General features: G+C 61.5%; 22 protein-coding genes and 1 riboswitch. All 22 genes read left to right on the forward strand.

The window, feature by feature from the left end; genetic code table 11:
• Positions 1-97: 97 nt before the first annotated feature.
• Positions 98-336, forward strand: a riboswitch (cobalamin riboswitch).
• A gap of 26 nt (positions 337-362) precedes the next feature.
• The 22 genes from ACWHYV_RS08400 (at position 363) to ACWHYV_RS08505 (ending at position 22,664) form a co-directional block, all read left to right on the forward strand.
• Positions 363-2,279, forward strand: coding sequence for a TonB-dependent receptor plug domain-containing protein (locus ACWHYV_RS08400; protein ID WP_447980196.1), 1,917 nt, complete (start codon positions 363-365; stop codon positions 2,277-2,279).
• 11 nt (positions 2,280-2,290) lie between these two features.
• Complete coding sequence (locus ACWHYV_RS08405) at positions 2,291-3,682, forward strand: cobyrinate a,c-diamide synthase (RefSeq protein ID WP_447980197.1); 1,392 nt, start codon at positions 2,291-2,293, stop codon at positions 3,680-3,682.
• Positions 3,679-4,278, forward strand: a complete 600-nt coding sequence (gene cobO, locus ACWHYV_RS08410) for a cob(I)yrinic acid a,c-diamide adenosyltransferase (RefSeq protein ID WP_447980198.1) — start codon at positions 3,679-3,681, stop codon at positions 4,276-4,278. The genes ACWHYV_RS08405 and cobO overlap by 4 nt, the downstream gene beginning before the upstream one ends.
• Positions 4,279-4,289: 11 nt before the next feature.
• Positions 4,290-4,499: a cysteine-rich CWC family protein gene (locus ACWHYV_RS08415; RefSeq protein ID WP_447980199.1), complete on the forward strand. Its 210-nt coding sequence runs from the start codon at positions 4,290-4,292 to the stop codon at positions 4,497-4,499.
• Positions 4,496-5,173, forward strand: coding sequence for a 5,6-dimethylbenzimidazole synthase (gene bluB, locus ACWHYV_RS08420; RefSeq protein ID WP_447980200.1), 678 nt, complete (start codon positions 4,496-4,498; stop codon positions 5,171-5,173). Before ACWHYV_RS08415 ends, bluB begins: the two co-directional genes overlap by 4 nt.
• Positions 5,170-5,697 carry a bifunctional adenosylcobinamide kinase/adenosylcobinamide-phosphate guanylyltransferase gene (gene cobU, locus ACWHYV_RS08425; RefSeq protein ID WP_447980201.1) on the forward strand — a complete coding sequence of 176 codons (528 nt, stop codon included), beginning with the start codon at positions 5,170-5,172 and terminating at the stop codon, positions 5,695-5,697. The genes bluB and cobU overlap by 4 nt, the downstream gene beginning before the upstream one ends.
• 12 nt (positions 5,698-5,709) lie before the next feature.
• On the forward strand, positions 5,710-6,762 hold the full coding sequence (gene cobT / locus ACWHYV_RS08430; RefSeq protein WP_447980202.1) for a nicotinate-nucleotide--dimethylbenzimidazole phosphoribosyltransferase: 1,053 nt from the start codon (positions 5,710-5,712) through the stop codon (positions 6,760-6,762).
• Between the two features lie 3 nt (positions 6,763-6,765).
• Positions 6,766-7,539, forward strand: coding sequence for an adenosylcobinamide-GDP ribazoletransferase (locus tag ACWHYV_RS08435; RefSeq protein ID WP_447980203.1), 774 nt, complete (start codon positions 6,766-6,768; stop codon positions 7,537-7,539).
• Positions 7,536-8,486 (forward strand): adenosylcobinamide-phosphate synthase CbiB, encoded by a 951-nt coding sequence (cbiB, locus tag ACWHYV_RS08440; protein ID WP_447980204.1) that lies wholly within the window; start codon positions 7,536-7,538, stop codon positions 8,484-8,486. Before ACWHYV_RS08435 ends, cbiB begins: the two co-directional genes overlap by 4 nt.
• Positions 8,483-9,577 (forward strand): threonine-phosphate decarboxylase CobD, encoded by a 1,095-nt coding sequence (gene cobD / locus ACWHYV_RS08445; RefSeq protein ID WP_447980205.1) that lies wholly within the window; start codon positions 8,483-8,485, stop codon positions 9,575-9,577. The genes cbiB and cobD overlap by 4 nt, the downstream gene beginning before the upstream one ends.
• A gap of 3 nt (positions 9,578-9,580) precedes the next feature.
• Positions 9,581-10,348, forward strand: coding sequence for an adenosylcobinamide amidohydrolase (locus ACWHYV_RS08450; RefSeq protein WP_447980206.1), 768 nt, complete (start codon positions 9,581-9,583; stop codon positions 10,346-10,348).
• On the forward strand, positions 10,345-11,907 hold the full coding sequence (locus ACWHYV_RS08455; protein ID WP_447980207.1) for a cobyric acid synthase: 1,563 nt from the start codon (positions 10,345-10,347) through the stop codon (positions 11,905-11,907). Before ACWHYV_RS08450 ends, ACWHYV_RS08455 begins: the two co-directional genes overlap by 4 nt.
• 15 nt (positions 11,908-11,922) lie before the next feature.
• Entirely contained in the window at positions 11,923-12,513 is a 591-nt protein-coding gene (locus ACWHYV_RS08460; RefSeq protein ID WP_447980208.1) for a cob(I)yrinic acid a,c-diamide adenosyltransferase, read from the forward strand.
• A gap of 348 nt (positions 12,514-12,861) precedes the next feature.
• A complete protein-coding gene (locus ACWHYV_RS08465; protein ID WP_447980209.1) occupies positions 12,862-13,596 on the forward strand; it encodes a Tll0287-like domain-containing protein in 735 nt (244 codons plus the stop codon).
• A gap of 47 nt (positions 13,597-13,643) precedes the next feature.
• The gene (locus tag ACWHYV_RS08470; RefSeq protein ID WP_447980210.1) at positions 13,644-14,006 is read left to right on the forward strand and encodes a response regulator transcription factor; all 363 of its coding nucleotides are present in this window, start codon (positions 13,644-13,646) and stop codon (positions 14,004-14,006) included.
• Positions 14,007-14,029: 23 nt separating this feature from the next.
• Complete coding sequence (locus ACWHYV_RS08475; RefSeq protein WP_447980211.1) at positions 14,030-14,548, forward strand: chemotaxis protein CheW; 519 nt, start codon at positions 14,030-14,032, stop codon at positions 14,546-14,548.
• Between the two features lie 42 nt (positions 14,549-14,590).
• Positions 14,591-16,465, forward strand: coding sequence for a methyl-accepting chemotaxis protein (locus ACWHYV_RS08480; RefSeq protein WP_447980212.1), 1,875 nt, complete (start codon positions 14,591-14,593; stop codon positions 16,463-16,465).
• A 21-nt stretch (positions 16,466-16,486) separates the two neighbouring features.
• Positions 16,487-19,390: a hybrid sensor histidine kinase/response regulator gene (locus ACWHYV_RS08485; RefSeq protein WP_447980213.1), complete on the forward strand. Its 2,904-nt coding sequence runs from the start codon at positions 16,487-16,489 to the stop codon at positions 19,388-19,390.
• A gap of 19 nt (positions 19,391-19,409) precedes the next feature.
• A complete protein-coding gene (locus ACWHYV_RS08490) occupies positions 19,410-20,060 on the forward strand; it encodes a chemotaxis protein CheW (protein WP_447980214.1) in 651 nt (216 codons plus the stop codon).
• The gene (locus tag ACWHYV_RS08495) at positions 20,029-20,547 is read left to right on the forward strand and encodes a chemotaxis protein CheW (protein ID WP_447980215.1); all 519 of its coding nucleotides are present in this window, start codon (positions 20,029-20,031) and stop codon (positions 20,545-20,547) included. The genes ACWHYV_RS08490 and ACWHYV_RS08495 overlap by 32 nt, the downstream gene beginning before the upstream one ends.
• Positions 20,522-21,649, forward strand: a complete 1,128-nt coding sequence (locus ACWHYV_RS08500; RefSeq protein WP_447980216.1) for a response regulator — start codon at positions 20,522-20,524, stop codon at positions 21,647-21,649. The genes ACWHYV_RS08495 and ACWHYV_RS08500 overlap by 26 nt, the downstream gene beginning before the upstream one ends.
• A 16-nt stretch (positions 21,650-21,665) precedes the next feature.
• Positions 21,666-22,664 carry a hypothetical protein gene (locus ACWHYV_RS08505; RefSeq protein WP_447980217.1) on the forward strand — a complete coding sequence of 333 codons (999 nt, stop codon included), beginning with the start codon at positions 21,666-21,668 and terminating at the stop codon, positions 22,662-22,664.
• Positions 22,665-22,938 lie beyond the last annotated feature (274 nt).

Genomic DNA, 22,938 nt, shown 5'->3' on the forward strand with positions numbered 1-22,938 from the left:
GGCGTCAGAAGATCGGGACGCAGCACACATGTCGAGGCGTCGAGGCGTGCCCCCTCGGCGCTACACCAGTGGAGGGCACGATCACAACAGGGGGGATATCGAAGGAGAGATCGGCAGCGACGGGGAAGATGGTGCAAAGCCATCACGGTGCCGCCACTGTAAGCGGGGAGTAACCCTGCATGTTGCCACTGTCGTGGGTTTCGTTAATCGTTAATGGTTAATCGTTAAACGTTTCGAATAACGAATAACGAACAACGAATAACGTCCCCACACGGGAAGGCGCAGGGAAGCCACGATCCGCGAGTCAGGAGACCCGACTGCCGAACATTCCGCTCAACCCTTCGCGCATAAGGGAGGTGGGTATGGTCGGTGCAGCGCTCGCAATGTTGGCAGTTGGTCTGTGTAGTGGAGGGCTTTGGTGGTCGGCCGCGGAGGCGGCGGATGGGACGGCTGACGAGCCGGTGCAGGCACGGGACGTGATCATCAGCGCGACCAAGACCCCGTTGCCGGTAAGTCAGGTGACCAGTGCCGTGGAGGTGATTAGCGGAGAGGAGCTTGAGCAAAAGAAGATCAAGACGGTGATCGATGCCCTTCGCCTGGCTCAGGGGGTCGCTGCCTTTTCGAACGGTGGTCCCGGAACGAACGCGACCGTCCGCATCCGAGGGGCTAACGCGGCCCACACACTGGTGTTGATCGATGGCACAATTGTCAACAGCCCGACCAGCGGCGATTTCAATTTTGCCAACCTTACTGCTGAGAACATCGAGCGAATCGAGATTCTTCGAGGCGCTCAGAGCATGCTCTATGGATCGGATGCGATCGGCGGTGTGATCAACATCATTACCAAACGAGGGACTGGGAAGCCGGCGGCAAGCACTTTTTTCGAATATGGCTCGTTTGCCAGTATTCGCGAGGGAGCCCAAGCATCGGGTGCAAAAGGTCCGATCGATTTTGCCATGTCACTTTCGCGCTGGGACACGGCCAGCTTTTCCGCGGTGAATTACAAGCGGGGTGCATTCGAGCGTGATGCATTTCGCAACTGGCAGGCGTCCGGAAGGCTCGGGGTGGCTCTTCCCAAAGAGGGGCGACTTGACCTCGGTCTTCGCTGGTGGAATTCGGACGTGAACCTTGATAGCGCCTTCGGGAATTTTAAATTCGACGTGTTTGGCTCAAAGCAAACAACACGCACTCTCATCTTAAGTGCGATCTATGATCAGCCCCTCACCTCGTGGTGGTCCCAAAAACTGACCCTGGCGCAAGCAAACGAACGAATTCTCTTTGACGGTGGAGCATCCAGACTGAACCTCGATACGGGGATCACGACTGGGATCAGCTTCCGGACGCTTTCCGACATCGAGATCCTCAATCGGCGACTCGAATGGCAGCACAACTTCCAGATCGGGAAGCCTCTTCTGATTACAGCGGGCTACCAGTTTCGTGAAGAGTCTGGTGAAAATGCCTCGATTGGGCCTAGCGCAAAAATACTTTCCACTCACGGCGGTTATGCTCAATCACAACTCAACATTCAGGATCGCTTGCTCGTTACGGCGGGTATCCGCCAGGACAGTTATAACGTGTTCGGGGATGCGACGACGTATCGAGTGACGGGTGGCTATCTAATTCCTGAAACCGGAACCAAATTTCGTGCAAGCTATGCCACAGGCTTCCGTGCTCCAACCATCAATCAATTGTTCTTCCCTGGGTTTGGCAACCCAAACCTGAAACCCGAAGAGAGCAGGAGTTTCGATGCAGGCGTCGATCAGTTCCTGCTAAAGGATCGCCTAAAATTGAGCGCGGGTTATTTTTGGAATAGGTTTCAGAATCTGATCGTCAATGTTCCAGTAGGTGCACTCTTGGCACCACAAAATGTCGGGGAGGCAAAGAGTCAGGGCTGGGAAGCCGGTTTCCAGTTTGCCTTGACGAAAGGGTTGGATCTGCGCGGACAGTATACCTACACGTTGACCCGTGACTTATCGACTGACCGACGTCTTCCTCGCTGGCCAGTCCATCAGGCAAGTCTGGGGGTGAGTTACCGTCCAATAGACCCTGTCGCGATAAATGTGGACTACCGATACGTGGGCGCTCGTTTCAACGATACGGCGAACACTCAAAAAATGGGATCCTTCGGGGTCGTGAATCTCGCAGCAACTTATGACGTGAGTAGAAATTGGCAGGTCTTCGGCCGAATTGAAAATCTTTTCAATCAGGACTACGAGGAAGTGCTTTTCTTTGGTACACCGATCCGATCCATCTACGGCGGTATTAAGGTCAGCCTATGATGGGCAGGGCCATGAAGTTCCCTCGGTTGGTGATTGCCGGCACTTCAAGTGGCGTCGGGAAGACGACAGTGACCTTAGCGCTCCTTGCCGCTCTTAAAGCTCGGGGCCGCCGGGTGCAAGCCTTCAAGGCCGGACCTGATTTCATCGATCCAGGTCACCATACCGCTGTAACGGGGCGACCTTCGCGTAATCTCGATGGTTGGATGTTGGGATCCGAGCTGAATCGCCAGATTTTTACTCGTGCGGCTGCCGATGCGGATGTTTCGATCATTGAAGGGATGATGGGGCTCTTTGATGGAAGCTCATCGGTCAGCGAATGGGGTAGTACGGCCGAGTTGGCCAAGCAACTGGAGGCTCCGGTGCTCTTGGTGATCGATGGCAGTGCCATGGCCCGGTCTGCGGCTGCCATGGCGTTCGGCTATGCCCGCTTCGATCCCACTCTTCGGGTGGTCGGCGTGCTCTTTAACCGGTTGAGTGGGGAGAAACACTATTGTCTACTCAAAGAAGCGGTTGAGAAAGAGACGGATTTACAAGTCGTCGGCTACCTGCATGCCGATGCCTCACTCACCATGGTGGATCGACATTTGGGACTGCAGACGGCGATCGAGCAGGGAGCGACCGATCTGTACGAGCGACTGGGAAGCATCGCCTTACAGACGGTCGACCTGGAGAAGATCGAGACCCTTGCGTCCTCGGCGGGAGAGATTGCTGTGCACCCTTGCCTTTCTTCGAGAGACACGGACTGGGAGAAGGTTCGAGTCGGGGTTGCCTACGATCCCGCCTTTTGTTTTTACTATCAGGAGAATCTTGAATTGCTGGAGGTGGAAGGGGCCGAGCTCGTTCGATTTTCGCCGATCCACGATCGGCATCTGCCCGAGGTCGATCTGCTCTATCTCGGCGGCGGCTATCCGGAGATGTATGCGCGAGAGCTGGCGGACAATGAGGCGATGCGGGAGGCCGTTCGACGATTTGCCGACGAGGACGGGCCGATTTATGCCGAATGCGGAGGCTTGATGTATCTGACCGCAGGCATACGAGACTTCGAAGATCGCCTCTACCCGATGGTCGGCCTGTATCCCGCGACGGCGCGCATGCGGAGGTCCGGGCTGACGTTGGGCTACCGCGAGGTGCAATTCACGACAACATGCGCCCTTGGGGAGCCAGGCATGCGACTCCGAGGGCATGAGTTTCATTACTCGGTGCTCGAGCCCGCCGGTCCGCTGGAGTATGGCTGCCGGCTGACCGACGCAAGGGGGATAGTCCGGGGGCAAGATGGATTGCTCTACCGCCGGGTCCTGGCCTTGTACACGCACGTCCATTTTTCTGCAGCACCGCAGCTCCCGCGGCGGCTCGTCGCCGCGGCGCAGGCGTTTCGGTGCCGCGAGCGGAAGGCAGGGGCATGACAGCGCCGGACGAACACAAGGCACGCATGCAGCGGTTGAAGGCCTCGGTCGACCGCCGTATCGCCGCCGCCCAGGAAGAAAGGGGCGTGCTCATCGTCTATACGGGCGCAGGGAAAGGGAAGACCACGGCGGCGCTGGGTATGGCCTTGCGGTGCATCGGGCATGAGATGAACGTCGCCATCGTGCAATTCATCAAGGGGGCGATCGACACGGCGGAAGAACGGGTGTTGAAGAGCTTGGGCGACCAGGTGGCCTTTCTTCGCATGGGGGAAGGATACACGTGGGAAACGCAAGACCGGGATCGCGACCAGCGTATGGCGCAGGAAGCCTGGGCGCAAGCGACCCGCTTCTTGTCTGATCCCGCGTACGCCATGGTGATCCTCGACGAGTTCAACCTTGTGCTTCATTACGGGTATGTGGAGTTGGACGACGTGTTGGCGGTGTTGAAGCGACGTCCACCCTTCCAGCATGTGGTGATCACCGGCCGTTCCGCCAAGCCCCAGCTGATCGAAGCGGCGGACCTCGTGACGGAGATGGCGCAGGTCAAGCATCCGTTTCGAAAGGGAGTGAAGGCTCAGAAGGGCGTCGAATTCTGAGCGGCCCTTGCATGCGCGGCCCGATCGAAAAGCGGTGTGAGCACTGCGGCCAGGCCTTTCTCTGCGGACAATACGGCTGCTGGTGCAATGCGGTGAGCGTGACCGAGGCGCAATACGAGTGGATTGCCGTGCGCTATCGCGAGTGTCTGTGTCCCACATGTCTTGGGAACGTCAGCCGAGGTGTCCTCGGCCCCCCTCCAACCCAGGATTCCCAGACATGACGCGCGTCTCCGTCCACGACGGAAATGCATTCTCACAGCAGGAGCGGGAGGCCGTCTACCGCGCGATTTTCGGCCGCCGTGATGTGCGTCGAAACTTTCTGGCCCGCAGCATCCCGGAAGACGTCCTGCTGCGAGTCTTGACGGCCGCGCACCATGCCGGGTCTGTCGGCTTTATGCAGCCGTGGGATTTTCTCGTGATCCGGGCGGCTGAGACGAAACAGGCCGTGAAAGCGCTCTTCCAGCAGGCGAACGCGGAAGCGGCCAGGGTGCACCGCGGCTCCCGAGCCGCGTTGTACCGGCGGCTCAAGTTGGAAGGAATCGAGGAGGCGCCCGTCAATCTCTGCGTCACCTGCGATCGCCGGCGAGGGGGGCCGCACGTCCTGGGCCGGGCCACCGTACGCGACACCGACCTGTACAGCACCTGTTGTGCCATTCAGAACCTATGGTTGGCCGCACGGGCCGAAGGGATCGGTGTCGGATGGGTCAGCATTCTTGACCACCGTGCGCTGAAGCGGGTGCTCGGGATCCCCCGATCCTGTAGAGTGGTTGGTTATCTGTGTCTCGGATATGTCACAGAGTTCGAGAGCCAGCCGGATCTGGAGCGGGAAGGCTGGAGGCGCCGTCTTCCTCTGGAGCGTCTGGTTCATTATGAACGCTGGGGCCGGTCGGCATGAGCGCGGAGCACCCTTCCCTCGTACTCGTCATCGGCGGGGCGTCATCCGGGAAGAGCGCCAAAGCGCTCGAGCTGGCCGGTTCCGGGGAGCCCCGCGTGCTGATCGCGACTGGGGAGGCCTTGGACGATGAGATGGCCGAGCGCATTCGCCGCCATCGCCGCCAGCGAGGTCCTGGCTGGGAGACGGCTGAGGTCCCCCTCGACCTCATCGGATGGTTCGAGCGGAATGCGTCACGGTATGCGGCGGCCGTCCTCGATTGCGTCACGCTCTGGCTGAGCAACCTCCTCGGGAAAGGCTCCAGCTCCGAGGATGTCGTGCGTCTGGTGCCGGCTTTGGTGCGGGCGATGCGGGGCATGCGGGCGCGGGTGGTCGTGGTGACGAATGAACTGGGTCTTGGGCTGGTTCCCGGCGATCGGACGTCCCGGGCCTTCCGAGATCTGGCCGGGCAGGTCAACCAACAGTTGGCGAGGGACGCCGACGAGGTGCATCTCGTCGTCGCCGGCCTCTCAACACGGATCAAGTGAGGGGAACAGCCGATGGACCTCCAACAGGTGCTCGACCAAATCCCCGTGCTGGACCGCGATTCCGGCCGGCATGCCCAGCAGAGACTCGATCGCCTGACGAAGCCCGTAGGCAGCCTCGGCCGGCTGGAAGACCTCGCCGTCCGGTACGTCGAGATGACGGGGGACCGATGGCCGAAAGTTCCACAAGCCGCGATCTTTACCTTTGCGGCCGATCATGGCATCGCAGCGGAGGGGGTGAGCGCCTACCCCGCCGCCGTGACCGCCCAGATGGTGCTGAACTTTCTCCGAGGCGGTGCCGGCGTCAATGTCCTCGCCCGCCACATCGGCGCCGAGGTCCGAGTCATCGACATCGGTGTGGCTCATGACTTTGAGTCCATCTCCGGCTTGATCCATCGTAAGATCGCGCCGGGCACGAACAACTGTCTGCGGGAGCCGGCGATGACCCGGAAGCAGGCCGAAGAAGCCGTCCTGATCGGCGCGGAGCTGGCGAGAGGGGCGGCCCTCGACGGGGTCGGCGTCATCGGGACCGGAGACATGGGAATCGGCAATACGACCGCGAGCGCGGCGATCACGGCCGTGATCACCGGGGCGACGGTCCGGGACGTCACCGGGAGAGGAACGGGCATCGATGATGCGACGTTCGAGCACAAGGTTGCCGTCCTCCAAGAGATCCTTGCCCTTCACCATCCGGATCCCCGCGACCCGCTTGATGTGCTGGCCAAGGTGGGGGGATTTGAAATCGGAGGGCTGGCCGGTCTCATCCTCGGAGCCGCGGCACATCGGGTGCCCGTGGTCTTGGACGGGTTCATTGCCGGCGCGGCGGCCTTGATTGCGGTCGCCTTGGCTCCGAGATGTCAGGACTACTTGATCGCTTCGCATCGCTCGGTCGAGCGTGGCCACGAGGTCGTCCTTCAACACCTCGGGCTCGCGCCGCTGCTGGACCTTGGGCTTCGACTCGGTGAGGGAACGGGCGCGTGCCTCGGTATCGGTCTGCTCCAGGCGAGCATTCAGATCCTGACCCAGATGGCGACCTTTGACGAGGCGGGCGTGTCCGAGCGCGTGTGACGGATGGTGAATTCCTTTCTCGTGGCCTGGCATTTTCTGACCGGCGTGCCGTTCACCTCCACGCATCATGCACCGAGCCCCTCGGAGTTCGCCCGGTCCATGACGTGGTTTCCCGCTGTCGGGCTCGTGCTCGGGAGTTGCCTGGCCGTGGCCGATCTGTTGTTGTCGGGGGTCTTTGCTCCCGCTGTCGTCAACGCGCTCCTGATCGTCCTGCTCGTGCTGCTGACACGCGGCCTTCATCTCGACGGCCTCGCCGACATGGCCGACGGGGTCGCTGGCGGTGCGTCTCGCGCGGACCGGCTCGCGATCATGAAGGACCCGCGAGTGGGGGCCATAGGGGCCAGCGTCCTGGTCCTGGCGCTCGGTCTTCGCTATGCCGGCCTCAGCGCGCTTTCCGGCTCCGAGCGGTTGCCGATCCTGATCTGCATGCCGGCCGTCGGACGATGGAGCATGGTGATCGCAGCCTTCGGGATGCCGTATGCCCGCGCGGAAGGCGGACTGGCGCAGCCGTTCCTTCATGGCTTGTCGGTCTGGCAAGTCATGGGATCGAGTGTCATCGTGCTCGGCCTCCTGACCTGGCTGTTCGGCCCGGCCGGGGCTGTCGTCAGTGGCGTCGCGTTGGTCCTTGTCGCCCGGGCCCTGACCTCCTATACCGGGCGTGTCCTGGGAGGCGTGACGGGTGACAGCCTTGGAGCGACCAATGAAGTGGTTGAGATCGGCTTCGTGATCATGGTGCCCGTCTGGTCCGCCGTGCGCCATCTCAATGCCTTGACATGACACCCGGCCAACTGCTCGCGGCCTGCGTTCTCGATGGCCTCATCGGTGACCCGGCGTGGATGCCGCATCCGGTGCGGCTCATGGGTCGGGTGGTTTCCCTGTTCGAACGCCTGGTTCGGCCCAGGCTTGCCGGGCCTTCTGCCAAGAGGGTGGCCGGGGTCGTTCTGGCCATCGGACTGCCGCTGACCACGGCCGTGGTCGGCTGGGCGATTATCGAAGGGGCCCGCAAGGTGCATCCCGCTGCCGAACAGGTCGTCATCGTCCTGCTCTCGTTCACGGTCCTCGCCGCCCGTGATCTCGGCGATCATGCATGGAGGGTCTTGCAGGCCTTGGAAGCCGGTTCATTGCCGTCGGCACGAGACGCCGTGGGGAGGATTGTGGGCCGGGATACGGAGCAATTGACGGAGCGCGAGGTGGTTCGGGCGACGGTGGAAACGGTGGCGGAAAGCACCTGCGACGGCATCATCGCCCCGTTGTTCTACCTCACGCTCGGCGGACCGGTATTGGCGCTGAGTTACAAGGCGATCAACACGTTGGATTCGCTCATCGGGCATCGAGATGAAACGTACGAGCAGTTCGGCTGGGCGTCGGCCCGACTCGATGACATGGTCAACTGGATTCCGGCCCGGCTCACGGCCGTTCTGATGGTGGTGGCGGGAGGCCTATACAACGGAAGTCTCAGGCGTGCATGGCGGATCGTCCTGCGGGATGGCGGCCGCCATCCCAGTCCCAACAGCGGGCGGTCGGAGGCCGCGATGGCTGGCGCGCTGGGGATCCAGTTGGGCGGGAGGAATACGTACGGTGGGATGATCTCCGAGCGCCCCACGCTCGGAGAGCCCCTGGCCCCGCTTGGGCGGCACCACATCAAAGCCGCGGTGGCCCTGATGTCATTGACGACGGGTCTGGCCGTCGCCCTGGCGACCGTCGTGCTGGCCGTCCGTTCATGAGCGCGCGTCCGATCAGCCACGGTGGGGACATCTACAGCGCCGCGAGGGAAACCGGTCTTCCGCTACGCCGGATTCTCGACTTCAGCGCGAGCATCAATCCCCTCGGTCCGTCCCCGCTCGCCGCCCGCGCGATTGCCGAGGCCGGCCGGTTGGTGCCTCACTATCCGGACCCTCACGGGGTCGCTCTTCGCGAGGCGCTGGCGCATCGTCAGGGGCTGTCCTTCGAGCACCTCGTGCTGGGTAATGGCTCGATCGAGTTCATTTACTCGTTCCCTCAGGTGCTGGGCGTACAGCGTGCGATTGTGGTGGGGCCGACGTTTTCCGAGTATGCCCGCGCGCTCGCCCGGTTCGGTGTACAGGTCAAGCGTGTCAATGCAAGACGCACTGAGGGCTACCGGCCGCCGCTCGAAAGGGTCATTACGCTTATGCGGGCGGCTGCCCGGACTCCCGACGTGGTGGTGTTGTGCCAGCCCAATAGTCCGACCGGCCAGGTGCTCGAGCGCGAGGAGGTGGGCCGCCTCATCGAGGCGGCCCACCGGCGGAGGAGCTGGGTTCTTCTGGATGAAACGTTCATCGAGTACTGTCCGGAGCGATCGATGATGGCCGAGCTGAACCGGTACCCGCGCCTGCTGATCCTCCGGAGCTTCACCAAGTTCTACGCTCTCCCGGGCCTGCGCATCGGATATCTTGCCGGGGCGCGGCGTGTGATCCGGGCCTTTCGCGCGCACCAGCCTCCCTGGTCCGTCAACGTCCTGGCTCAGCATGCCGCACTAGCGTCATTACAAGATGCCGGGTATGTCGACCGGAGCCGACGGGTGATCGAGGAACAACGGGACTCGTTGTCCGAGAGCCTCCGTTCAGTGAAGGGCATGCGGGTCTATCCATCGGCTGCCAACTTCTTGCTCCTTGAGTTGCCGCCGCCGTTTCGGGCGTCGCATGTGGCGTCCATGCTCCGCAAGCAAGGCCTTCTGATCCGTGATTGCTCAGGCGTGAGTGGGCTGACCGATCGAACCGTGCGGATTGCCGTGCGCACGGGCCGGGAGAACCAACGACTGATCCGTGCCATGCGCGGTGTGCTGGGAGGCATGTAAAGGATGTCGGTATCGATCGTCCACTCGACAGATCGGGCGGGGTTCGTGACGTCCTTCAGGGTGATCGAGCGGACGCTGGTCATCGATCTCCATCGGCCCCGGCGCATCCTGTCCTCTGCGCCCCGCGGCGGCGGCCTCGTGACGGCCCGGTACGTGCTGAATCATCAGGTCGACATTCGGCCGGAGGTCCGTGACGACGGGTGGGGGGATCCACGTCGGTACCTCGGGCGCCTCGCCCATCGTCTCCGGGCCGGCCAACGGTGCGTGGCCCTGATGACGGCGGTGCCGATGACGCAGCTCGTCTGTATCAGGGAGCAGGCGGACGGGGTGTGGATGGAGGCGTTTCTGACCGTCGGCCTGACCAACGCGGTCCGGGTCGGAGAGTCTCCGGTTGCACGGGAGCGGCGATTGCGAGGGACGCCCGGGACCATCAATGTGATTCTCGTGACGAACGCCCGTCTCGCCCTCTCCGCGATGGTGACGCTGGTGCAAGTTGCGACCGAAGGCAAGACTGCCGCCCTGCTGGCTGCCGGCGTGAAGAGCTGTAGTGGGGCCGACGGAGCGACCGGGACGGGAACGGACGCGTTGGTCGTCGTGAACGGCGCCGGCCCCCGTGTCCGGTACGGCGGCACGCACACACTGATCGGAGCACTCGTCGGCAGGGTGATAAGCCGGGGGATGGACGAGGGCATTCGCCGGTATCGCAAATGGGCGGCGACGGGTTGCTCGAAGGGCCGCGTGGCGCCCAGGCCGGAGGGAGGATCTCGGTGACGACGCCAGCCCGAGCGGTCGCCGTGCTCGGAACGAGCTCTGATGCGGGGAAGAGCGTTTTGACTGCGGGCCTCTGCCGCTTGCTGGCGAGACGCGGCGTTCGGGTCGCGCCGTTCAAGGCTCAAAACATGTCTCTGAATTCGTATGCCACGCCGGAAGGAGGAGAGATCGGCCGGGCTCAAGCCCTGCAGGCGCAGGCCTGCTATCTTGCCCCGCACGTGGATATGAATCCGATCCTGCTGAAGCCCGAGCGTGAGGACTCGGCGCAAGTCGTCGTCCATGGCCGGGTGCGAGGCTCGGCAGCGGCCGCCCGATATTTTGACCAGACCGACGAGCTGTTCCGATACGTACGGGAGAGCTATGCCCGGTTGCGCGAGCAGTATGAGGCGATCGTCATCGAAGGGGCGGGCAGTGCGGCGGAGGTCAATCTTCGTGAACATGACATGGCGAACTGGCGCACGGTCGAGCTGGCCGATGCGAAGGTCATCTTGGTCGCGGACATCGATCGCGGCGGCGTCTTTGCCCAGGTGGTCGGCACGGTCGACCTTCTGTTGCCCCAGGAGCGGGCTCGACTGATCGGAGTCGTGATCAACAAGTTCCGAGGAGATCCGAAGCTCTTTGCCGACGGCGTCGATTGGTTGGAAACTCGGACCGGTGTGCCGATTCTCGGAATCGTCCCGTTCCTGCGAAACCTGAGATTGGATCAGGAGGACAGCCTCGACCTCCCTCGGCAGGATGCCGGTGCATTTGCCTCCGATCGCATCAATATCGCCGTCGCGCTGTTGCCGCGCATGAGCAACTTTACGGACTTCGACGCGCTGGCCGCCGAGGAGGACGTCGTCCTGCGCTATGTGCACGATCCGCGGCAGATCGAGGACGCCGATGTGGTCATCATCCCCGGGACCAAGAACACCATCGAGGACCTTCGGTATCTTCGAGAAACCGGTTTTGTTCCAGTCCTCGAGAGACACGCGGACCGCGGCCGGGAGATCGTCGGCATTTGCGGCGGATACCAAATGCTGGGGATGGACATTCGAGATCCGCACGGGGTGGAGGCGGGCGGCCGAGAGCCGGGCTTCGCCCTCTTGGATATCGAGACCGAGCTGGGCACGACCAAGAACACCATCCAGGTACGCGCCTCACCCGTCCTCTGGCAGGGAGCGGAGTCGATGCCAGTGACCGGCTACTACATTCATCTGGGTCGCACGGCGCGACGTTCCGGTCGCCATGCTTTTGATGTCTTTTTTGGACACGGCTCTCAGGCCGCCCTCGAGGCCGGCCGGTCTTCCGAGGTGACGCAGGACGGCTCGATCAACAGCGAAGGGACGGTCTGGGGAACGTACATCCACGGTGTCTTTGATGAACCGCAGTTTCGGCGCGCATGGTTGAATCGCCTGCGCCGACGGAAGACCTTGCCGTGGCTGGATGTTTCTGTGTCGACACGGGTGACACAAGCACGTGAGGGCGCCATGGACCGTTGGGCCGATCACGTCGAGCGCCATATGGACCTCATGCCGGTGCTGCGAGCAATCCAATGCGGCGAATCAATCTCACCATGACGCCTGGGGGGCAGCATGCGTATCACGAAAGTCTACACACGGACGGGTGACGGCGGGAAAACGCGACTCGCAGGCGGCCAGGAAGTGTGGAAGGACAGCCTACGGGTCGAAGCCTATGGGACGGTCGATGAGCTGAATGCGTCGATCGGGGTCGTGAGGGCTTTCAACGAGCCTGGAACGGAGCCGGCCGCCGCCGTTGAGCTCGAGAACGCTCTCCGTTGGGTTCAGAACAAGCTGTTCGATATCGGAGGCGCCCTGGCCAGTATGCCGAAAAGTGCAGATGCCGTGATGTCGGGTGCCACGGCTGAAGACGTCGCGCGGCTGGAGCGCTTCATCGATCATTGCCAAGGAGATCTGGCGCCGTTGAAGGAGTTCATCCTGCCGGGTGGTGGAAAAGTGCCGAGCCTCTTACATCAGGCGAGAACAGTCTGCCGCCGCGCCGAGCGTATCTGCGTCGCCCTGTCCCACGACGAAGTCGTCGACCCTCAGATGATCAAATTCTTGAACCGCCTCAGCGATGCACTCTTCGTCTGGGCTCGCTGGGCGGCCAAGAAACGAGGAGAACCGGAACTCCTGTGGGAGCGGACGGACGGCCCACAGCCGTAGAGCGAAGCTGCAACGTTTCACCCGCTCGGCGTCACACCGTGCCGGTTCGTCTCTGTTCGTAACGAAATTTTGCCGGATGCGCCGGAAATTGTACTCCTTCGGTCTCGGGGGAGTGCGGCCGGCTGAGTCACGCCCCTTACCTGGCCCTCCCATTCATCCCATCGGGCTGGAATTCTTCATGAATCACTGTGCTTCGCGTCGCCAGTCCTGACCGAGTTAGGTGCTTGCACTAGGCACTGAAATTGCTGAGGGCCGTCGCGGTCTGTACTTACTATAGTTACTCGACTGGCAAGCGGCGCGCGGTTTTTTCAGCGTTAGCTATATTTAACACACACAGGGAGGGGAACCATGAACGCCATTCGATCGGCTCTCGCCTTTGGCGCTGCTGCTGTCGTCTCACTCCTGCTCATCTCAGATCCGGTCCATGCGGGTAACGAGGCGGAAGTCGGTGAGTTACTGGTGAAATTGCTTCAGGCCGGTCGAAGCGTCATCTCCGCGCATCAAGAGCTGATCAACGATGCGAGCAAGGGGAACAAAGGTTTTACCGCCGAATACATGGGCGACAAGATGATCGAGAAATATCGCGAGGTCACGAAAATCGATTTACGCCAACCGAACAGCACGCCTTACAACAAGGTGCTGCTCGCCCTCGTCGACTCGGGTAAGGAGGTCATCGCGGAAGCCCAACCGGTCATCAACAAGCAGGGCATCGGTTTCAAAGGGATGATCCCCGCCGTATGGGGGCGGAAGACCGGAGAAAAGTTCGCGCAAAAGACAGGGATCCGCCTGAAGTTGACGGCGACTGACTACCGATTCCCGGGGAATAAACCCGACGATTTCGAGGCCGAGGTCCTGAAGATGTTTGCGGACCCGTCCTATCCCAAAGGCAAGGAGTACAGCCGCACGGTGATGTACGAAGGTCGCCCGGCCTTGCGGATGATGACGCCGGAATATGCGGGGGCGACGTGCTTGCGCTGCCACGGGGAGCCGCGAGGGGAAAAGGACATCACCGGCAATAAGAAGGAAGGCTTGCGCGAAGGCGGATTGGCCGGCGCGATCAGTTTGGTGATTCCGATTCATTGAAATGCGATGAGTGGGCGTGGGGATCAATTCCAATCAGGGGGGACAGAATGAGCAAGATCGTCGTCGTCGATGATTCATACGCAGAGCTGCAGTTGATCGAGAGCGTGCTCAAAGGCGCCAACCACACGGTTGTCTGCTATCCGAACACCGACAAGCTGGAAGAGAAGCTCTTGAGCGAGCGGCCGGACGCCATCGTGCTCGATGTTGTCATGCCCGGGCGCAACGGGTTTCAAGCCTGTCGTGACCTGAAAGCCGATGAGCGACTCAAGAACATTCCCATCGTGCTCTGCACGTCGAAGGGGCAGGACAGCGACAAATTCTGGGGACAACAGCAAGGGGCGAATGCCTACATCGTCAAGCCTTTCAAGGGTGAGGACCTGCTGACGGCGGTCAAGAAGGTGCTCAACTAGGTCGCGTGGAGTAGGAGGACGGCGTGACCATACAAGCCCTCGCGTTGCACGAATCCGGCGAGCAGATGCACGGGCAGGGGAGAAGCGCTGGCTCTCTCCGCGTGTGCTTGATCAGCCTGGCAGGGGAACTGTTTGCAATCGACCTGCAGAACGTGCGGGAGGTCTTTGAAGTGGAATCGTTCACGCCGGTACCCGGGATGCCGGTATGCCTGATCGGGGTCGCCAACCTGCGCGGACTCGTCATCCCGCTGGTCGACCTGCGCCCGCTGTTGGGATTGGCGGTCACCGGTCCTCCTCCTCCCTTCGGGGTCGTCCTTCGGCATGGACCGCATCAACTGGCCATTCTTGTCGAGCGTGTGCCGGAAATCAGGACGATACAGCCGGAACAACTGCTGCCCGCGATTCAAAACGGCCGAGGCGCAACTCGGCCGTTTGTCTCTGTGGTCTTGAAGGTCGAGGATCGACTCGGGGGCATGCTCGAGATTCCGGCGGTGTTCAGCCAGGTCGAAGGCCGCACGCTTCACATGGCACAACTCACATGATCAGGGCTTGTACGATGAGGTGACCGGGAAAGGGAGGCAGACATGGTCAAGTTCAACGCGAAGGAGTGGTTCCACAACCTTAAGACGCAGGCCAAGCTCATGGTGGGGTTCGGCGCCGTGAGCGTCATCATCTTGACCATGACCCTCATCGGCGTCATCACCCTCCAGCAGCTCAAGAACCAGTCCCACACGATTTACGAGGAATACACCGTCCCGTTAGCGTACTTCTCCGCCATGGGAACCAGCTTGACGCAGCACCATGAATTGCTGCTCGACATCTCAAAGACGGTTCGGAAAGAGGACTTCGAGAAAGAGGTGGCGCGGCTGAATCCTCTCAAGCAAGCCGTGTTGAAGAACATCGCCGACTACGAGGCGACCACGCTGCGAGTCTCACGGTCCGGGCGCGATGAAGCCAAGGATTTGGCCCAGCTCAAGCCGGCGGTCGAGACGTATTTTACGGAAGCCGAGGCCGCCCTGAGCGCGTTCATCGACAGCTTCGACAAGTCGCAATACACGCCCGAGCAGGCCAAGGAACTTCGAAACCTGGGTGTCTTGGCCCTGACGACGAACTTAACCCCGACGTTCGAGCACGTCATCGTTCGTCACGGTGAGCAGGTTGCCACGATCAAAGAGGTCGCGCGCGATTTGAACGAAGACGCTCAGACGGCGGCACGGAACGGAACGTTTGTGTTGACGCTGGGCGGGGCGCTCGCGGTAGGACTCGGACTGGTCATCGGATATGTGATGGCCCGCTTCTTCGCCCGAGGCGTGACGCACATCGCAGACGTCGCAACCTTGGCCGCCTCCGGTCAGTACCAAGCCCGTGCCAAGTTGACGACCCGGGACGAGTTGGGCCAGATGGCCAAGGCCTTCAACGCCATGCTCGACCGGATCACGGCTCTCGTGCAGACGGAAGGCGAGCGAGATCGCATGCAGAAGCAGTTGATGCAGTTCTTGGCGCTGGTGTCGGACGTCGGCAAAGGGGACTTGACGAAGCGCGGGACGGTCACAGAAGACATGTTCGGGAACCTGGCGGACGCCTTCAACTTGATGTTGGATCGTTTCGGCAAATTGCTGCGGCAGGTCAAGGATGCCGCTGAGCGTGTGAACTCCTCCGCGGGAGCCCTGCGGGACACGTCGGGCAGGATGGCGAACACGGCCAAGCATCAGGCGGAGGAATCGGTTCGCGCGCTCAGTTCCGTCGAAAACCTGGCGGCGTCCATGAAGCAGGTGGCACAGACAGCCGGCGCGTCTTCGGAGAGCGCGAAGCAGGTGTTGACGGCCACGGAACGGGGCCGTCTGGCGGTGCAGGAAACGGTGCAGGATATGCAGAATATCCGGGCGGCCGTGCAACGCATGTCGAAACAGGTAAAGGGGCTGGGCGACCGTTCCTTGGAAATTTCGCAAATCGTGTCGACGATTCGAGAGATTGCCTCTCAAACGAACCTGCTCGCGCTGAACGCCGCCATCGAGGCGGCCGGCGCAGGCGAGGCGGGCGCGCGATTTGCGGTCGTCGCCGATCAAGTCCGGAAGCTCGCGGAAAATTCGACCCAGGCGACCCGTGAGATTGCGGACCTCGTCAAGGTCATTCAGCAGGAAACGCAGGATGCCGTCGTGGCGATGGAGCAGGAAACCCAGGCGGTGGAAGCAGGATCTGCGTCGGCATTGCGGACCGGTGACGTGTTCAAAGAAATCTCGGAAATCGCTCAGCGCTCCTCAGAGCTCGCTCAACTGATCGCCCGTTCAGCGACCGAACAATCGGTGAACACGGAATCGGTGGGTGCGACGATCAAAGACTTCACCGGCGGCGCCGTCGAGACGCAGAAAGCGACGGACTCCGCTCGGCTCACAGTCGAAGAAATGGCCAAACTGGCTGAAATTCTGTCCGGCTCCGTGGCTCAGTTCAAGGTCGCCTAGTCAGGCGATTACGCCGGGGGGATGATGAGCGCAGACTTCGATCGACAGGGCTTGATCGGCTTTTTCGTCGCCGAGGCGGAAGACAGCCTGGCCCGGATCTGGAACGCCCTACATCCGCCCGACGACGCCGTACCGGGTCCGGAGTCAGTACGCGAAGAATACATCGCGGCTCACACCTTGAAGGGCGCGTCGGCCCTGTACGGCTATGCGGAGGTAGCCGGGCTCACGAACTACCTGGAAAGCTTGGTGGAACGTTCGGTCGAGGTGCCTGCAGATCGTTGGCCGGAAACGGTGGGGATGCTCCGGGACTTGACATTCACCCTTCGGACGCAGATTCAGGCCATCAAAGAGCGTGGTATGGAAGATGCCGGAGCTTCCGAAGCCTGGGCTCGCCGCTTCGTCCATCTACTGCCTTCGGATGGGTCGTTCCCTCGGACCGCCGATTCAATGGAAGAGCACACCGAGCGGCCCACTGCACTTCCGGGTGCCGATCTGTCGGATAGCTATCTGCTCCCGGAAATCGATGCCGAGGTCGTCTCCTACTTTGCGCCCGAGGCCCAGGAATACATCGAAGCGATCGAGGGGGCGATTTTGAGGCTAGAAAAATCGCCTGACGATGCAGAGCTGCTTCAGCAACTGTTTCGAACCGCACACACCCTGAAAGGATCGGCCCATACGGTCGGGTTCAAGTCCATCGGGGACTTGATTCATCATGTCGAAGACTTCGTCGGCGCGCTTCGTGACGGTCGGATCAAGATCACCGCGGAACTGACGGACACCGTATTCCGCGTCGTGGATGTCGTCAAGATGCTCATGAAGCGCGACCCACGGATGCTCGAACAGGTCCGCCGTGAATTCTTGGGCATCATGGCGCGGTTGGCGCAAATCGGTCTCCCGGCCGCGAAACCGGCAGGTGCACGTGGCGCCTCGATCCCACGACAGAGCCCGGTAGGAGGCGAAGACCAAACTGTCGAGCCGAGTCCGGACAGCGATCAACGCAAGGATGGTGAAGCGCGCGGTGAGGAGACGGCGGTGATTCGAGTGAGCCGCGACCGTCTCGAGCGCCTGCTCAATCTGGTTGGCGAGCTCGTCATCAGCCGAGGTCGTCTCGAACAGCGGCTTGTCTCGCTTGAACAGCTCTCCAATCAACTGTTGGCCTTCAAGGGGAGGATGTTGGACGCCGTTCGCACCTTCGAGGAGAAACATACGTTCACCCTTCCGACCCCGACCTCGGCCCAAAGCACGATGACCGCACAAGGGCGACCGAACCTTGCCGAGATTCAGAAGCTCGGCGAATTCGGGGTGTTGGAGTTCGATCGCTACGATGATTTCAATATTCTGGCCAGGCGATTGGCCGAGGTGTCGGCGGACGTCAGCGAGTCGATGGCGCAGCTGAACGGGTCGATCCGAAAAGCGCGGGAAGATATGGGCCAACTGCAGCAGCTCTCGCTCAGCATGCGAGACGAGATCGCACGGGCCCGGATGGTGCCGATCGGCACGCCCTTCGTCCGCTTCCACCGAGCCGTCCGCGAAATGGCCCGCCACACTGAAAAACAGGTTGTACTGGTCACAGCCGGTGAGCAGACCGAAGTGGATACGGGTGTCGTCGAGCGCCTGGTCGATCCCCTGATTCATTTGGTCCGAAATGCCGTGTATCACGGGATCGAGCCGGCGACGGTCCGAGTTGCTCGCGGAAAACCGGCCACCGGGACCGTGTACCTCACGGCCTCCCACCGCGGAAATGCGGTGGTCATCGAGGTCGAGGACGACGGCGGGGGAATCGATGTCGCGAAGATCAAGAGCAAAGCGATTTCTCTCGGTATGCTGGCCCCCGAATCCGCCGCCTCGATGTCTGACTCGGACGCCATCAAGCTGATCTTTCTCCCCGGTTTCTCGACGGCCGAGCACGTCGGAGAGGTCGCCGGTCGAGGCGTCGGCATGGACGTCGTCAAACAGACGCTCGAAGCGATGAACGGACAAATCGAGGTCGAGACGGAACTGGGCATGGGAACGAAGTTCACGCTGCGGTTGCCGCTGACGCTGTTAATTTCGACGGCCTTGCTCGTGCGCGCGGGCAGTGAGCGGTATGCTCTGCCGCTCCCGAATATCCGTGAAGTCGTCATGCCGCTCCCCGGGTCCATCCAAGAGATCGGCGGACGCCCGGTGCTCCACTTGTCCGATGAAGCTATCGACGTCCAGTTACTGACCCACTTGCTGGGAATCCACGGCGACCGTGCCATCGGTGCCACTCCAGTCGTGATTATCCGGACGGCGACCGGCGTCCAAGGCCTCGTGGTCGACGAATTGCTAGGCCGTCAAGAAATCGTCATCAAGGCCCTGAGTGAGCTCAAGCCATTCCAAGAGTCGCCCTTCGTCGGCGCCACGATCGACCCGGAAGGCCAGGTGATTCTCGTGCTCGACGTTGCGCGTCTGTTCGCCGGGCACCGGGTGGAGGCCTTGCTTCATGCGCCGCAGAATGACAGCGCGAGAACCGGTCGAGACCTCGACGGCGAGGGACGGCCCTCTTCCATTGCGCCGACCGCGGTCAAGATCCTGCTCATTGATGATTCGCTCAGCATCAGAAAGTTCGTGGGCAAAATGGTCGAGGCTGCCGGCTATGAGATCGACACTGCAGTGGACGGCGAAGAAGGTTTGCGGAAGGCGGCGACCGGGGATTACCGCTTGATCATTACCGATCTGGAGATGCCGAAGCTCAACGGCTATGAAGTCATCCAAGGGCTGCGCGACCGGCCGCAGACGAAAACCACACCGGTTCTGGTCATGACGACACGCGCCGGCGAAAAGCACCGCCAGATGGCGCTCAGTGTCGGCGCATCCGGCTACATCGCCAAGCCGGTGGAGGAACGGACGTTGATCGCGGAGATCACCCGTTGGCTTGGACAGCCGGCGGGAGTGAAGTCGTGAGGAGCGCTGTGACGGCCTCATGCCGTCGGCAGCCGATTGTGAGGATTCGGTGAGCCTCCGCGGGTATGTACGGGCTAAGGCCGCTGCCGACCAGGGCCGGGAGTTCCTGCTGGTGTTCTGCGGTGCCACACACTACGCCCTCGCCGCCGAGATCGTGCGCACGGTCGTGCGACATGACGAAGGCGGAAGCCTCGGCCTCCTCGAACCTTTCGGACTATCGGCGGCTCCATCCCATCTTTCAGAAGAATTTGGAATGACGGGATCCTATCTATCCCCGGATTCGTGCACGGTGGTGTGCAAAAGAGGCGGAGCACGGAATGCCGCCCATGTCGCCTTCCAAGTCGATTCGGTGATCGGTCTTCGGGACATCGATGTCCGGCACATTCAACCGTTGCCGGCGCATTTTGTTGGACCTGAACGTCGGTGGTTTCAAGGGTTGGTGCCCTTCGGAGAGACCGTGGCCTTGGTCATCGATACCGACTGGCTCCTCTCATCCGAGCGTCGGCCTGGCGGTGTCTCCGCGGATGGACGCGTGGGGCCGTTCGACACGCATGAGACGAGCGCTGCTTCACCTCTCGAGACGGGTTCCGACGTCCTTCACGACAGGTGGAGCGTGATGCCCGTGGAAGAAGTCAACGATGCCGACGACACTCCGTGGGCTCAAATTTAAGCCCGCTGCCCGTGCAACCGCGGAACAGCGACAGGCTGCGGTGTTGCTGTTTTCCGTCGGCGGGCGACGAATTGCGGCACGTGCGCGCGAGGTCGGAGGCATCTGGCCCTGGTCTCAGCCAGTTGTGGTGCCTAGCGGGACGCCGTTCATCTCGGCTCTTCTACGCCGGAATGGCGACGTCTTCCCCGTGTTTGATCTCGCACGGAAATTGGGCGTGACGGTGAAAGGCGATGTTCCCTTGTGTGTGATCGCCAAGCGCCATGACGGACCCATTGCCATTTGCATTGACAGTGAGATGCCGTCGCTTCAGGTCATCGACGAATCCACTATTCGGCCCGTTCCCTGGCGTGATTCGGATGTGGTCGGCACGTGCCGCATCGGCGTCGAAGAAGTCCCGCTTTATTCGCTTGCACGTTTGGGGCTGGGGGCGCAGAGATCGGCCATAGAAAGCGGAGGGATATATGCCAAAGATTCTGGTCGCGGATGACAGCATCACCGTTCGCAAGGTCGCCGAACGGTTGCTTACGGAAGCGGGAATGGAGGTGGCGCTGGCGGCCAGCGGGGAAGAGGCGATGGCGTATCTCACGACCGAGCACCCCGACTTCATCATTTCGGACGTCATCATGCCGGACAAGAGCGGGTATGACGTCTGCCGGTTCGTGCGCTCGCAGGCCGCGTTGGCGGATACGCCGGTTCTACTGATCAGCGGGATCGTCAACGACGAGGTGAACCGACAGGCGGAGTCGTGCCGGGCCAATGGCGTGCTGAAAAAGCCATTCCAGGGTACGTCGCTGCAGGAGCGGGTACGCGAGTTGATGGCCAAGCAGTGCGAGCCGGGGGCAGAGACGGGATCGCAGCCCCAGGAGGAGCCTAGGGCACCTGTTCATGGTCCTCATGCGAGCGAAGACATCTCCTCCACGGGGACTGCCGCTCGAAAGGCCTACAAGATCACTGAGGACCAGCTCCAATCCTTTCGCGAGGCGGCCGGCAGGATCAAGGAATTGGAACGACTGCTGGACGAGGAGAGAGCCCGATCCAGCCAACTGGCCGCCCAACTCGAAACCGGTTCGAGCAACAGCCGGAGCGGGGAGCTCGAAGCACAGTTGACCGAGTACCAAAGGCGTCTCGAGACCCTCACCGTCGATCACGCTCGCATCGCCGACCTCGAGCAGCGGAACCGGGAGCTTGAAACCCTCGTGGCGGAACTGCGACGAGCTATGCCCGAGCCACACGGTGACGTGCCTCCGCACGGCGGGCACGCGACGGTCGCTGAGCTGCAGGCGCTTCTGGCTGATCAGCAGCAACGGCTGTCCGAGTTGACCAACGAAATCCTGAAGCACGGTGAGGCCGGAGAGCGCGTCGCCGCTCTCGAGGCGGCGCTGTCGGAGGAGCGCGGCCGGGCAAAGGAGGCCATGCGGCGTTGCGAGGATGCGGAGCAAGCATGGACCAATGCCAATGCCCAGGTGCGAGATCTGACGGAATCGCTCATGAACGCCAATGCCCGAGTCGATGGACTACGGGACGTGCTCTCGAAGATCTCCCGACTCGCCGCCGCTCCGGAAAATGACGACACGCGGTTGATCGGCTGACGTGGTGGCGGCCGCTATGGTCAATTCCGTGGATGAAGAGGCCTTTCTCGCCGAAGTCTTAGGACTCTTCGTTCTTGAAGCCCAAGAATGGATCAATCAGTGCAACACGGCCCTCCTGGAGTTGGAGCACCATCCGACCTCGGATCGCAAAGCCAAGCTCTATGAGACCATTGCATGCGGCATCGCGAACCTCGGCGGCTCTGCCGCCACCGTTGAACTGCGCGATCTCGAAACATTGTCCTTCGCGCTGCTCCCGTTGCTTGAAGTCATGCGTGAGCGCGTCGGTACAACGCCTGCCGAGCAGTTGACCGTACTCCGCGCTGCGCTCAACAGCATCATTGCCACGGTTCAGGGGCTCACGGAGACCAAGACGGGCCAGGTGTCAGGTCTTGATCGCCTCGTTCGGCAGGTTCAGACGGCGCTCCGTGACGGGTTCGCCCCAGCCACACCGGAATCCAGCCAACCGACAGCGCCTCCCGAGCCCACCACGGCCGTCATGGACAAACTGCAAGACTTTCAACGTCACCATGGTCCCCATGGCGACCCGACGCGCCATATGGTCGATGTCGTCATTCGCATCGCGAAGAAGGAGTACGGAGAACCGGGCTGGCGATTCATCAGCGGTTCGGACGTGTGTCAAATCGTCAAGGATCTCGATCGCGTCGACGAGCAGTTTTTGAGCGAGGTCAAGAAGCTGCTGCCCGGCCTCATCGGCCTCTTTTCAAGAGCTAAATCCTACCAGGACGGCTCATTCGCTCAGGGGGTCGAGGAATTATTGCACGAGGTTCGAGCCCTGCACGACAGTGCACGGCAGGCTGAAGCCAAGGCGCTGATGCTTTTCTTCCACGGCCTTCAGAGCTTTCTCACGATCGTGTCGCAGCACGCCGTTGAGATTCCAGAGGACCGATTCGAGACCATCGAACATCGGCTCCACGGTATCCTGCCCTTGGCTGTGCAATGGGCGGACATTGGGAGGGCCGAGCGCGCCGCCATCGAACAGCTTGTGCTTCAGTAACCCTCGTTCACCGCTTGAATCGACCTGCTATCCCCCCCGTATCTTGAGTTCCCTCTACCCCTAGACCACAAGCCTGCGTAAGGCGCTGAAAGTCAGGTGGTTTCAAAGCCCAAAATTTAGGCAACCTGCTCGCAAACGCCGAGGACATCAGCGCGTTCATTGTATTCACAATCCTATCCACAGGTGGTCCACAATTTTTGTGGAAACAGAATTGCCAAAGATATTCGAGGCACTGCCCCGGTTTCTTGTAATCACGAGTGTTATAATCCCGCCC

This window comes from Candidatus Nitrospira bockiana, assembly GCF_965152565.1.

Bases quoted from the DNA above. Each gene is read 5' to 3' on its own strand.
- ACWHYV_RS08400 (WP_447980196.1), top strand. From the start codon at position 363: ATGGTCGGTGCAGCGCTCGCAATGTTGGCAGTTGGTCTGTGTAGTGGA.
- ACWHYV_RS08405 (WP_447980197.1), top strand. From the start codon at position 2,291: ATGAAGTTCCCTCGGTTGGTGATTGCCGGCACTTCAAGTGGCGTCGGG.
- cobO (WP_447980198.1), top strand. From the start codon at position 3,679: ATGACAGCGCCGGACGAACACAAGGCACGCATGCAGCGGTTGAAGGCC.
- ACWHYV_RS08415 (WP_447980199.1), top strand. From the start codon at position 4,290: ATGCGCGGCCCGATCGAAAAGCGGTGTGAGCACTGCGGCCAGGCCTTT.
- bluB (WP_447980200.1), top strand. From the start codon at position 4,496: ATGACGCGCGTCTCCGTCCACGACGGAAATGCATTCTCACAGCAGGAG.
- cobU (WP_447980201.1), top strand. From the start codon at position 5,170: ATGAGCGCGGAGCACCCTTCCCTCGTACTCGTCATCGGCGGGGCGTCA.
- cobT (WP_447980202.1), top strand. From the start codon at position 5,710: ATGGACCTCCAACAGGTGCTCGACCAAATCCCCGTGCTGGACCGCGAT.
- ACWHYV_RS08435 (WP_447980203.1), top strand. From the start codon at position 6,766: ATGGTGAATTCCTTTCTCGTGGCCTGGCATTTTCTGACCGGCGTGCCG.
- cbiB (WP_447980204.1), top strand. From the start codon at position 7,536: ATGACACCCGGCCAACTGCTCGCGGCCTGCGTTCTCGATGGCCTCATC.
- cobD (WP_447980205.1), top strand. From the start codon at position 8,483: ATGAGCGCGCGTCCGATCAGCCACGGTGGGGACATCTACAGCGCCGCG.
- ACWHYV_RS08450 (WP_447980206.1), top strand. From the start codon at position 9,581: ATGTCGGTATCGATCGTCCACTCGACAGATCGGGCGGGGTTCGTGACG.
- ACWHYV_RS08460 (WP_447980208.1), top strand. From the start codon at position 11,923: ATGCGTATCACGAAAGTCTACACACGGACGGGTGACGGCGGGAAAACG.
- ACWHYV_RS08465 (WP_447980209.1), top strand. From the start codon at position 12,862: ATGAACGCCATTCGATCGGCTCTCGCCTTTGGCGCTGCTGCTGTCGTC.
- ACWHYV_RS08470 (WP_447980210.1), top strand. From the start codon at position 13,644: ATGAGCAAGATCGTCGTCGTCGATGATTCATACGCAGAGCTGCAGTTG.
- ACWHYV_RS08480 (WP_447980212.1), top strand. From the start codon at position 14,591: ATGGTCAAGTTCAACGCGAAGGAGTGGTTCCACAACCTTAAGACGCAG.
- ACWHYV_RS08485 (WP_447980213.1), top strand. From the start codon at position 16,487: ATGATGAGCGCAGACTTCGATCGACAGGGCTTGATCGGCTTTTTCGTC.
- ACWHYV_RS08490 (WP_447980214.1), top strand. From the start codon at position 19,410: ATGCCGTCGGCAGCCGATTGTGAGGATTCGGTGAGCCTCCGCGGGTAT.
- ACWHYV_RS08495 (WP_447980215.1), top strand. From the start codon at position 20,029: ATGCCGACGACACTCCGTGGGCTCAAATTTAAGCCCGCTGCCCGTGCA.
- ACWHYV_RS08500 (WP_447980216.1), top strand. From the start codon at position 20,522: ATGCCAAAGATTCTGGTCGCGGATGACAGCATCACCGTTCGCAAGGTC.
- ACWHYV_RS08505 (WP_447980217.1), top strand. From the start codon at position 21,666: ATGGTCAATTCCGTGGATGAAGAGGCCTTTCTCGCCGAAGTCTTAGGA.